The organism is Neochlamydia sp. AcF65 (assembly GCF_018342435.1).
Taxonomy (GTDB): Bacteria; Chlamydiota; Chlamydiia; order Chlamydiales; family Parachlamydiaceae; genus Neochlamydia.
In genome coordinates, this window is sequence record NZ_JAEMUE010000033.1 from 52,616 (window position 1) to 64,844 (window position 12,229).

Annotated in this window: 8 protein-coding genes and 2 tRNA genes; 5 read left to right on the forward strand and 5 right to left on the reverse strand. The window is 37.4% G+C overall.

What is annotated here, in order from left to right:
• The first annotated feature begins 83 nt into the window (after nt 1-83).
• From NEOC65_RS03505 to NEOC65_RS03515, 3 genes are all read left to right on the forward strand, one after another.
• Nucleotides 84-1,622, forward strand: a complete 1,539-nt coding sequence (locus tag NEOC65_RS03505; protein ID WP_213150972.1) for a carboxypeptidase M32 — start codon at nt 84-86, stop codon at nt 1,620-1,622.
• 187 nt (nt 1,623-1,809) lie between these two features.
• Nucleotides 1,810-3,276, forward strand: a complete 1,467-nt coding sequence (locus NEOC65_RS03510) for a leucine-rich repeat domain-containing protein (RefSeq protein WP_213150970.1) — start codon at nt 1,810-1,812, stop codon at nt 3,274-3,276.
• A 398-nt stretch (nt 3,277-3,674) separates the two neighbouring features.
• A tRNA-Ser gene (locus NEOC65_RS03515) sits at nt 3,675-3,761 on the forward strand.
• 599 nt (nt 3,762-4,360) lie between these two features.
• Here the strand turns inward: NEOC65_RS03515 and NEOC65_RS03520 are convergent.
• From NEOC65_RS03520 to NEOC65_RS03535, 4 genes are all read right to left on the reverse strand, one after another.
• Nucleotides 4,361-5,350, reverse strand: coding sequence for a Fic family protein (locus tag NEOC65_RS03520; protein WP_249299021.1), 990 nt, complete (start codon nt 5,348-5,350; stop codon nt 4,361-4,363).
• A gap of 525 nt (nt 5,351-5,875) precedes the next feature.
• Nucleotides 5,876-6,448: a DNA polymerase ligase N-terminal domain-containing protein gene (locus NEOC65_RS03525; RefSeq protein WP_213152437.1), complete on the reverse strand. Its 573-nt coding sequence runs from the start codon at nt 6,446-6,448 to the stop codon at nt 5,876-5,878.
• A 506-nt stretch (nt 6,449-6,954) separates the two neighbouring features.
• Nucleotides 6,955-7,464 (reverse strand): YciE/YciF ferroxidase family protein, encoded by a 510-nt coding sequence (locus tag NEOC65_RS03530; protein ID WP_166155259.1) that lies wholly within the window; start codon nt 7,462-7,464, stop codon nt 6,955-6,957.
• 2 nt (nt 7,465-7,466) lie between these two features.
• Nucleotides 7,467-7,679: a CsbD family protein gene (locus NEOC65_RS03535; protein ID WP_044882008.1), complete on the reverse strand. Its 213-nt coding sequence runs from the start codon at nt 7,677-7,679 to the stop codon at nt 7,467-7,469.
• Nucleotides 7,680-8,161: 482 nt separating this feature from the next.
• Between NEOC65_RS03535 and NEOC65_RS03540 the strand changes: the two genes are divergently transcribed.
• Nucleotides 8,162-8,248 (forward strand) — tRNA-Ser (locus NEOC65_RS03540).
• Between the two features lie 450 nt (nt 8,249-8,698).
• Here the strand turns inward: NEOC65_RS03540 and NEOC65_RS03545 are convergent.
• Nucleotides 8,699-9,337 (reverse strand): Hpt domain-containing protein, encoded by a 639-nt coding sequence (locus NEOC65_RS03545; RefSeq protein ID WP_166155257.1) that lies wholly within the window; start codon nt 9,335-9,337, stop codon nt 8,699-8,701.
• A 490-nt stretch (nt 9,338-9,827) separates the two neighbouring features.
• Between NEOC65_RS03545 and NEOC65_RS03550 the strand changes: the two genes are divergently transcribed.
• Nucleotides 9,828-11,300 carry a sodium-dependent transporter gene (locus NEOC65_RS03550; RefSeq protein WP_166155255.1) on the forward strand — a complete coding sequence of 491 codons (1,473 nt, stop codon included), beginning with the start codon at nt 9,828-9,830 and terminating at the stop codon, nt 11,298-11,300.
• The last annotated feature ends 929 nt before the right edge of the window (nt 11,301-12,229 follow it).

Here is a 12,229-nt window from a genome sequence, read left to right on the forward strand (position 1 = left end):
CGCTATGGATTTTCCAATGTCGTTAGCAAAAAAAGCCTCTTGCATGCTAAAGTCAAACCTTTAAAGAATTCAAAGTAGGAACTATGACATCTGCTCAAGCACAAAAAGATTATGAAGCCTTGCATGAAAAATCCCATTATAGTCGAATTTTAAGTGGAATAACGTCTATATTAGACTGGGATCAAGAGACTTATATGCCTCACGCCGCCTCCGCTATTCGCTCTGAGCAGCTAAAAGTGCTGGCAGGAATTATTCACAAGTCCAAGACCTCTCCTGCATTTGCCAAATCTCTTGCAAAGCTTATCGAGCTCAATACAGGTAAAATAATTGCTAAAGGATTAAGTGCTCAGCAAAAAGCTGCTTTGCAAGTTTGGAGAAGAGACTACCAACAAGAAAAATGTCTTAGTGCCAATTTTGTAGAAGAGTTTACTGCTACTACGTCTCAAGCCATCATGGCCTGGCGTACCGCTAAACAGCAAAACAATTTTTCTATTTTAGCCCCCTATTTAGAAAAAATCATTTACATGAATCGCAAAAAAGCAGATTTACTAGGCTATCAAGATCACCCTTATGATGCCTTACTAGACCTTTACGAACCTCACACTTCTACCGCGGAAGTTTCCACTCTCTTTGCAAATTTACAGCCCCCCATCACAAATCTTTTAAAAAAAATCAGCTCTTCTAAAAAGATAGACAATAGTTTTCTATTTGGAAACTTTGATCCCAAAAAACAGCTAGAATTTGGACAGCAGTTGATGAACGCTATAGGCTATGATCAGACTAGAGGGCGGCTTGATATATCCTCTCATCCCTTCTCTTCTGCCAGCCATCCTACTGATAGTCGGATCACCACTCGCCTTCACCCTCATTCATTAATGAGCAGCATTTCGGCTATTATGCACGAAGCGGGTCATGGATTATATGAAATGGGATTGCTTCCAGAACATTATGGAAGCCCGTTAGGAGAAGCTGTTTCTTTAGGGTTACATGAAAGCCAATCGAGATGGTGGGAAACTCGCATTGGACAAAGCAAAGCTTTTTGGAAGCATTTCTTTCCTTTATTACAAAAAAATTTTCCTCACCAATTAGAAAAAATTCCAATAGCTTCATTTTATAAAGCAATTAATAAGGTGGAACCCTCATTGATTCGTGTGGAAGCTGATGAAGTTACCTATAGCTTACATATCATTTTGCGCTTTGAGCTAGAAAAAGCACTCATTGAAGGCTCTTTATCAGTCGATGAAATACCTGAGGCATGGAATGCTAAGATGCAAGAGCTCTTGAATTTAACGCCCTCCAATCCTGCCGAAGGATGCCTTCAAGATATTCATTGGTCAACAGGTTCTTTCGGCTATTTCCCTACCTATACCTTAGGTAATCTATTTGCCTCTCATCTTTTTTCCGCTTTTGAAAAACAACATCCTGATTGGCAAGAACAGGTGTCTAAAGGAGACTTACTATTTATAAAAGAATGGCTTAATTTGCATGTTCATCGTTATGGCAGGCAATATGATAGCAAGAAGTTGCTAAAGCTTGTAACAAAAAAAGAGTTTAACGAGAAGGCTTATATTGAGTATTTGTACGATAAATATAAAAGCATTTATAATTTCACAGATCTATAAAGTCGATTTTAGCAAATCTTCACAAGCGATTTTACTAAAACTTATGCTTCTCATAGGCTCACTTGGAAGCTATTTTATGATTCACTTTTTAGTGTCTAAAAGAGAAGATGAGAAGGAACATCAAATAGCCTAGGAGACCACTATAAAAAAGTTAAAGATCTACAGATAACCTTAAAGACAGGATGCCATGAATCCAATCTTTTCTAGCCCGATTGAAAGGCTTCCTAATGAAGTACTAATTCCTATTTTAGGGCATTGTGCTACACCCTCTTTGTTTAGTGTTTGTAGACGCTGGCAACATCTTTTAACGACTGAAGTCATGCCTTCTTTATACCAAGGAATAATTAAGCTTCATTTTCCTTCAAGTTCAAGATATGATAGCATCCCCACTTGTATTCTCAATAAGCTTTACCAAATAGAAGAAAATCTTCCTGTAGTAAAAAAGGTAAGCACAATTTTTCATCAAGTTTTTATCTTAGCTGCCTCTCTCTCCCCTTTCGAGTTTAAAGAGAAAACTGAAGAAAAAAAAGCTTTCACTTTAAGTAATTATTTTTCTTATCTCTTAAATATTAATCGTCTTTTAATTTGGAAAGAAATCCCTGGTGGAGAGGAATTCTTAAACCAAGAAAAAGTCAAGCAGTTACCTCTAGAAGAAAAAGCAGAGCTTTTTAGAAGATGGATTAAAAATCATAAAAAAAATATTAAGCATTTAGATTTAAATCTCAGTGGATTGACCTATTTACCTCCCGACATAGGACAGCTGTCTCAGCTTCATATCCTTTACTTAAGCGAAAACCAACTGACCACTCTCCCGGCCGAGATCAGCAAGCTATTTGAACTCCAAAATCTTAACTTAAGCAGCAATCGTCTCAACACCCTTCCTGCTGGTTTAGGACAGTTATCTCACCTGAAATGGCTTAACTTAAATGATAACAAGCTTACCTCTCTTCCACCGGAGATAACACAGCTCTCTTGCCTACAGTGGCTTTGCCTAAACAGCAATCAATTAACTTCTCTTTCAATTAAGCTAGAACAGCTGCCCCAGCTGCACACTCTTTATTTAATGGACAACCAGCTAAACACACTTCCTCAATCAATAGGTCAGCTCTCTCAGCTGCAATGGCTTGATTTGGAGAGAAATGATTTCGCCTTTCTTCCGCCTGAGATAGAGCAACTCTCAAATCTACAGGATTTAAATATAAGCAATAACAAACTTACTTTCCTTTCTTCCAAAATCGGTCAGCTTGCTCAACTACGCTGGCTTCGCTTAAACAATAACCAACTCACACTCCTTCCTTCAGAAATAGGTCGTCTCTCTCAGCTATACACCCTTTATTTAAGCCACAATCAGCTCACTTCTCTGCCGGAAGAAATAGGTCAACTTTCTAAGTTAGAAGAGCTCTACTTAGACAATAATCAACTTACCTGCCTTCCTATTTCCCTAGGTAAACTAACTCAGCTACAGATCCTCTATTTAAATGACAACCACCTGGAGGGCCTTCCGGAAGAGATAGGTCAGCTCCCTCAGCTACAAGAGCTTTACTTAGACAATAACCCCCTTACCCTTCTTCCGTCCTCAATAAGTAGCCTACTACCTCAGCTGCGAAACTTTAAGATAAGCGAAAACTTATTAAAATGTGTTCCAAAGGAATAAAACAGCATTTTCAACTTTAAAGAGATAAAAACGGTCTCCATTTAACTAAAATCTCTTCCCCTTAAAGTAAAGAGGATTTAAGCCAGCCCTATCTTGGTTATTACCTCTAATAGATGAGGAGGAAAGTTTTTTTAAACCCATGCTTTAAGCGATTAATTGTAGTTTAAGAAAATCAAAGTTAAAAATAAGAGCGAGAGAAAATTTTAAAATCAAAAGGTAAAGCTTGCTAGCAGGTATCGATGGCTCCCCTCTTTAGCAAAGCAGCTTTTTTTTGAATCTAATAAAATCCCTCTCCATAAAAAGGTGTCTCCCCACTTAAATTTAGAATCGCTGATTTTCAAATATTTAACTTGCACAAATAACTTTCTATCAGCTATAAGATACCCTTCAGATTTTAAGGAAGAGTGGCAGAGTGGCCGATTGCGTCTGTCTTGAAAACAGAAGGCCCTTCACGGGGTCCGTGGGTTCGAATCCTACCTCTTCCGACCTTGAAATGATCAAGCAAGTATTATAAAGCTTATCAAAGAGCTCACACAGTGCTATGATCGCCTTTTTATCTTTCAATTCCAAGTTCGAAAATAATACCTTTTAAAGAAATTGCATCTGCATAACCAAAAAAGAAATTAGCCTTTTCCCAGGCTGCTTCTATCCGTAAAAACAAGCTTTTTATTAAGCATATGATTACATAAAGAGTGGCTCAAAAGCGTATAAGGATAGCTTAAAACCTCTCTTTTGCCTTATTAATCCAGCATAACATCCGTTTAATCCTTGATAAATAGATCCAACAATTCTCTCTATGGGGATTTAAGCTACGGACTTTAGAATTTCTTTAATAATGTGTAAAAGGATAAGGGTAAAGCATCCTCTTATGCAATCTTAGGAGTACAACTAAACGCTTCAGAAAAGAGATAAAAAACGCACATAAAAGAATTTATTTACATCATCATCCAGATAAGGATCCAAAAAGATCCGATAAAAGTGAGTCGGATTACACAATTAGAAAAAAAAGTGAGAGGAAAAATTTAAAGAAGTTTCGCGGACATTTGCAACTTTAACAAGAGTTGGACTTAGCTTACCTAAGAGGTCATTGAAAATCCGCATTAATTTTTGTAGCTTCTTCAAGAATTGCCAATATTTCTGTAGCACAATAAATTTTATCGCGTCTAGTACTGTTGATCTGTTTGATAATTTTCGCTTCCTCAAGCTTTTGTATACCCCTTTGGGCTGTACTATAAGCGATTTTAAGTTCTTCTGCTATTCTGCTCGTGATAAGATAGGGGTTTACTGCAAGGTGTTCTACAATCAGTACAGGAACATTAGCTGTGCTTCTTGCCACCTGCATTTTCCATTTATTCAACAAGTCATTGATTCTCTCTACCCGCAACAACACATCTTCAGTTTGTACCGCGATGCCATTCAAAAAATAAATCAACCATTCATGCCATGTACCTTTAGCACTCACGTTATAAAGCTGCTTGTAGTACTCATCACGTGTAGCTTCAAAAAAGGCACTTAAGTACAAGATCGGTGTTGGCAACATTTTTTGCTCAATCAACAATAATATAATTAGCAGCCGGCCCATGCGTCCATTTCCATCCAAAAATGGATGAATGGCTTCAAATTGATAATGGCCTAGGGCAGTATGAATTAAAGGTGGAAGCTGCCTTTCATGTAGAAATTTTTCAAATTCACCTAAGCAATCCATCAAGTGATCTGGTGGAGGAGGAATGGATTTGGCCGTATTGAGCGTACAACCTGGTGTTCCTATCCAGTTTTGGCTACGCCTAAATTCTCCAGGGGTTGCATGTGACCTTCTAACACCTTGCATTAAATGGTGGTGAATTTCTTTAATGAGCCTCAATGACAGAGGAAGATCTCCTAATCGTTTTATCCCGTAATCGAGGGCTACAATATAATTTTGCACTTCCCGGAGATCATCAGGGTTTCGTTGCACACTAATCCCGACGCTAGCTGCTAGTATTTCTCCAATAGTTGCTTGAGTACCTTCGATTTTGCTCGAAAGAACAGCTTCACGGGTAATAAAGGGTCGCATTAATAGATGAGGATTGGGCAATTTGCCTCCTTCTCGAGCCAATTTACCTAATAAAAAATCCGCTCGTGACAAAGCACTTACTATTTGGGTGTTCCACTTGAATGGGGGTGATAGTGGAGTTGGTACAAAAGCTTTATATCCACTTTAAAGATTTTATAATTTGTCCGGCAGGTGATTGTAGTATGTCCATTCATTCCTCGGTGGCTATAGGGATACACTAGCACTTATTATCGAAAATGTCAGTATTCGCTAATAACAAAGAGCTTTATAATCACCCTTGGGAATAAGATTGTTTGTTATTCTCGAATTATTTATTTTTCGATAATAGGGTCGTTCTTTATCATCGCTAACGCAAATAAGACCGCTTTCTGTTACCAAAATTTGGGTTAAGCTGCAAAAGGAAGCAATTTCTTAGAAGATCGTTGTATGTTTTACGTCTTATCTTGTGCATTTATCCAGCTATTGCTTACTCTTTAATCAAGATCTCCCTAATCATTGCTCTCTTCACTGTTCTTACTGTAATCATTCGTTAATAAAAAAGCTTATTTAAAAGGTGTTAGGAAAGCAAGTGCGCACCGATTGAGTCTGCTCTAACACATCTATTTTTAAATCCACATATTGATCTTTACGTTTAATCAATAACCAATTTTTATCTTTTTCTTTTTTCCATTGCTGCAAGACAAAACCGCCTTTTAATTTATGGCCATGCAACTCTATCTCTAAGTGGCCCTTTTCTAAACCTTTTAAGCAAGCATTCTCAATATCCTTCTTAGCCTTCAATCCCGCTAAAGTGTAGATTCCTTCATCCCAAAGAACCACTTCTCCTGCTCCATAATTCCCTCGAGGAATAACTCCTTCAAAATGACGATAAGCTAAGGGATGGTCTTCTACACGAATGGCTAAGCGTTTATTGTAAGGATTAAGGGAAGGACCCTTGGGGATAGCCCAGCTTATAAGCACGCCTTGACATTCGATTCTAAAATCATAATGTAAATGAGAAGCTGCATGTTTTTGGATACAAAAAATGGGTAAGCAGCAAGAAGGGTCTACAGACATCTCTGGCATAGGGATAGAAGCTTTTTTTAATGTCTTTTTTTGCTGATAAGCTTTTAATATCATTCTATTCTCGCTTAACGATTAAATTTTTTTGGCCAGTTACCCGAGTTTATTTTTAATTAATCATCATTAAAATTAAGAAGCTAGAGCTCATTGATTTCAACAAAGCCTTTTTCTGTGGACTTTTGCTTTTTATCCCCCTCCTCTCTCTTAATTTTTGTATAGCCGTTTAAATTAAGGCTGTAAAATCAAAGAATGAGCCCTAAGTTTAAAGGCCTTAAATTTTCTAAAGGGAAGGTATAAAGTTAGAGGCGGAGAAATTAAGGATAATCCCGAGATATGAAACTGAAGTTACTCCTTAAAAAAATTTTAAGAGCGCTAATGACTACAGCGGTACATCTACCTTTCTTTATCCTTTAAATTTGTGATTTTTAAATAATCTTTTTATCGTTAGTTAAGGCCTTACAGAGATATTAAAAGCCGGTATTTTTCAAAGCGTTTTTCCGCGCCTAGCATGGCGTACTTCCGAAAGCATGCTAAGCATGCTTTCGGAATAACCTCTTGATTGATTATTTGGAGGCCTGCTTATTTATCCCTGAAGTAAACATGGAACCCTCAGCAAGCTTGGTCAGTTTTTTGTCGGTACTGGCCTCTTCTTGCAAGGTCTCATCCAAAAGGTTTACTACCTCGTCTAAACTCAACCATGCCGCATGGGCTTTTGCCGTTCCGTAACCAGCAATTTCATAGTGTTCGATTTTTTGGGCGGCACCGATCAGGCCAGCATCTTTTAGATCGTCGGGAGCGTGAATTTTTATAATCTCTTCGCCCTCCGCAATCATACCTTTCATCGCCTTGCAAAAGTTAGTATGACTAGCTTCTGCGTCTAAGTAGGATAAAGCAATTTCTAACCGCTTAACCTGCTGTTTAGTTTCCTGTAAATGCTTTTCAAATGCTGCTTTTAGCTCAGGATGAGAAGCGGCCTTTTGCATGAGGGGTAAGGCTTCCAACATTTGCATTTCCCCACTTAAGAGGTCTTGTAACTCATAGACAAGTAGATCTTCCATACTAGTGAACTTCATATTTACCTCCCTAAGTGTGTGCTTTCATTTTTCCATTTACTTAATTCTTTTTCTGCTTGGTCTTTTTTATAACCATAGTTTTTTTCCAAGCTACCTAACATTCGCTCCCAGCTTCCATCAATTCTTAAAAGATCATCATCAGTCAATTTGCCCCATTTTTCCTTAATTTTCCCTTTGAGCTCATGCCAACTACCCTCGAAAAATTCTTTATTCATTTTTTCTCCTGTATAGTTAAAGGTTTAATCAGATTTTATTAAGTCAGGCCGGATTTACGGTTTTCAACCGTAGTACTTTCAAAAGAATTTTTTTTGCTTGTGAACGATGTGTTGCAGATTTACGTGCTGTACTTTTCTTTTGCGCTACCATGAGACTCCTTTTGTTAACCTTATAGAGGTTAATTTTAATGGTTTTTCTTATGTTCGGAACGATTTCATCCGAAAGGCGACAAAATTTTAAGCCCTACTTAAGTGTAAGTCAAATAGGGTAGACGTAATTTAAATATGGCAAATGTAATCTTGAAGGTCAACATTATTCTAAGCAATTTTACGAATTTTTTAAAGCATGGCAGCTTTTCTAAGAAAAAAGGTAAAAATATACTGCCTATAGGAGTGAAAATGAATGATCATTTTTATTTATTCTTTCCTTTTTTTGAAAAAGATTGTGTTTTGAATCCTTTTTTGGCAAGATATTTGCTCCAGGAAGAGTGGCAGAGTGGCTGAATGCGTCTGTCTCGAAAACAGATTTACTCGTAAGGGTAACGGGGGTTCAAATCCCTCCTCTTCCGATTTATTTTTAACCCATGCAAGTGAGTAATTGTGATAGCAATCATTTTTTCCATCCATCGTTTTTTGAGAAAGATTTTTTAGATTCCCACGCATGATAAAGTCAATGGGCTGCCCCTCTTCTTCAGGAGTATCCATATACAAATGATTAAGGGTCCCCTTAGAAAAGTTGAAAAGTTAATACGGCCGACTCTGAGCATTTTTAAATAGGATAGAAAAATAAGAGATGAATAAGGCCTCGTTTCGGCTTACTCTTAGCTTTCTTCTCCATCTATCAGAGCCCCGGGCTAAATTTAGAGCGTATAATCATTAAAAATCGTATGTCTTACAATTTTTGCTTATTAATAGGGTCTCCTGCCCTTTTAATACAAAGGAAGAAGCGCTATTATGGCTTATAAATAGAGGGAAGGTGCTGGCCCACGTTTTAGCCTCATTTTCTCTGTAAAAACCGTTCATTGAATATAAAGATAAAGCTGGCGATAAAAAGAGTTTAAATCAATAAGATTATACTCTTTTTTTTTGATGTGTGTTTCCATTTTTTTACATATTTCACAAGCCTTAAAACGACCATAAAAGCCTGCACTGCCGGCTATTTTGTGGACAATGAATTGGAATTCTTCCCAAGGAAGTTGATGGGAATTATTTTTGATTAACTTTTCTAGTATGCCTAATTTTTCATAGCTAGAGCTTTCATAGGCCTTCATTAACTGCTCTGGAATTTCTGCTACCCAGTCGCCTTTAAGTTTTTCGTAAGCCTCAAGCTGGCATAACTGACCTAAGAGATAACGAGCTTCTTCAGAGCTCATCATCTTGCCTACTATATAGCGTACTTTTTGGGTTGCTTTAAGCTCCTGCAGGAATGAAACATTAGGCAAATCCACATAAGCTAAAGAAAAGGAAAGTTGATCAAGCATGACTAGCTGCTCGCAGTAAGACGAATTGAAAATACAGGCATACGAGCTTTGATCCCTCATTTTCTCTTGCGCCTGGTCAAACGTCGTTACTCCACTTACGCTCACACCTAAAGCTTCCCCCTCTTTTTTTATAAAATTACAAAAGTTTTTATCCTGATCGACACATAAGACCTGCATGAATACTTCCCTTACAATTTAGCTTATATTTTGCGTTAAAAGAAAGATGAGTTTGAGCTTGATCTTTTCTACTTTTAAAGCTTGCTCGCTGGCTCCCCTACAGCTTATATGACCGCTCAATCCGCCACTAATTGATTGCTTGAATGATGATTTTAAGCCTCATGCTAAAACTGAGGTTTTCTTGACAGCCTCTCTTCCCAATCAAGCTCTATAACTTTGGGGCGGGCTGCAGCAGCAAAGCACAAGATCTATTTGACAATTAACATTCTTATCACATAAAATGCATCTATTAATTTTTTGATTTAAGTATTATGTATGAAAGTCTCATTGAATAAACCTGTTTTCCCCCTGATTTCAGGTTATTCTTCATTCTTTTCCTCCCTTTTTCTTAGCTTGTTACGCTAAAAAACTTAATTTTCTTGCCTATGGTATGAAATTAAGGAAAATCATTTAAAAGATTAGAAAATTTGCTGACCAAGGAACTTTTTATATGTCGCAACCGCAAACAACCACCTGGAAAAGTCAGTCGGGATACGTATGGTCCTTAATAGGGTCTGCGGTAGGCTTTGCCAATATTTTAAGCTTTAGTGCCCAAGTTTACAAAAATGGAGGAGGCGCATTTTTAGTCCCCTATATCCTTGCCGTTTTCATGTTAGGCGTTCCCATGCTCATGCTGGAAGGCCTTATTGGTTATACTTGGAAGCTGCCGATTGTCTCTGCTTATCATAAAGTGTTAGGAAAAAAAGGAAAAGTGCTCGGCTGGCTCTCTGTGGTTGCTTGCTTAACAATAGGCGCCTTTTATATTGTCTTAACAGCTTATTCTGCAGCCTATACCTATTTTGCGGCCTCTAAACAGATCCCTTCTGACTCTAAGTCATTTTTTTTTCAAGAATTCTTAAAGACGACTGAAAGTATTCATCAATTAGGTCCTTTATCTTTTCCTGTCTTGATTGCTACAGTATCCATGTGCCTATTAACTTATCTTGTTATGATAAGAAATGTTAGGGATGGCATTGAAAAAATATGTACCTTATTCATGCCTTTACTAGCTTTTATCATGACAGCATTTGCTATTACTACGATGTTTCTTCCAGGAGGATTAGATGCTTTAAGACATTATCTGTCCCCTGATTTTTCTCGGCTAAATGACCCTACGCTTTGGCGTGATGTGTTTGGCCAGCTGTTTTTTAGCCTTTCTTTGGGTCTAGGAATTATTGTAGGCTACTCCCGTCATACTGATCAAAAAACCAATATAGCTCAGGCAATGTTTTGGGTAACGTTAGGAGACTTTGCCGTCTCATTCATTTCTGGCTTAGCAATCTTTGGATGCCTAGCTCACATCAGCCATATACAAAAGGTTCCGTTTGAGCAAATTCTTTCCTCAGACTCTACTTTTGAAATTGGTTTTATCTTATTTCCCAAAATCTTGCAATCTTTTGGTGAGCATTGGGCTCAGATAGTGGGTACAATCTTTTTCTTCTGCATTTTCATAGCTGGCATTACGGGAGTATTTTCTATAGCAGAGAGTATTGTAGGGAATGTAGAAAAAGAATTTACGCTATCACGTAAGAAAGCTGTCACTGTTACTATGTCGGCACTCCTTAGCATGGCGGTCCTCTTTTGTTTTGGTAATGCCTCGCATATTATCGATGCCCTTGCCCCCATGGTTTTAGGCATCAATATGCTGATTGGAGGGATAGCCCTCATTATTACTTTCCAATATGCTTGCCCTGCTTTGCGAGAAGATGCTATTTGGTATAATAGCTCTCAAGCTAGCTTCTTTTCTGTATCACTACGCTATGTAGGCCCGCTGCTGCTCACTATCATTTTACTTAGCAATCTATGGCATGAATTCCATACGCTTGACTTATCATCTTGCATTCGCTGGCTCTGGTTCACGATTGCCTTGATAGGCTCTGTGCTTATGGCTTATCAAAGGAAATACCAGCCTACACATGCATAAAGGGAATAAACATAGAAGAAACCCAGGGCTCTACATTCCGAGCTAAAAACAACATCTCTAACTTATCGCCTTTGCATGAAACTTTAACAGGTGTTGAATCGTTTAGGCTATTTGGAAAAAAAGCTTAGTATGCCAACTTACACAGCTTTATTTAAGTAAGTTATTCAGATGCATAGTTGTTAACGTAAGAGCCATTAGGCAAAAATATTTTCCTTAGGACTCTTACATTGAAATGCTTCTAGGATAGCTGCTACTAAAATATAAGCGGCATAACAATTTTTAGGAAGTTTATCCTCGCTTTGTATTTCTCTACCTGAGGAATCTAATAGTATTAATGTGATTTAGAGTTCTTTATTGAGTATATGATTATGTAAAGAGTTGCTCAAAAGTATAGGTTACTCTTTGGGGACTGCTTAGTGTTACACCTGCCCGATTATAGCTTGAAAAGTATCGTAAAACTGATTGGCTTAAATAAAAAAAAATTGGGTAGCAGGATGGACTTATCCACAGAAAAATGAAATGATTGCCACTTTTTACGCAGATATATCCTAAAAAAGGACAAAAAAGCTGTAAGATGAAGTTTATCTCTTCATTATTTGAAACCCGTGATCTAGAAAGTATCTGATATTGAATAAATAAATTAAAAGTTTTTCCAAACTCTTGTCATTTAAATTTAACGTACAGTAAGAAAAATTATAATAACCAGTCTTAAGTTAAATTATTTCCTATTGTACGCTGGCAATGGAGCTTATCTAAATTATTTTTTAATAGACTAGCTTACTTAGAAGCCTTTTTTCCCTTAGGGGTTTCTTCAACCAATGGATTTAAATAATAGACCTCTTTCGAAACTCACGTATTTAATTCCCAGTTATAGATTGCTGCAATTAAGTTGAAGCGAAGGGCAAATCTTTTACGTCTATTTCTGTAGC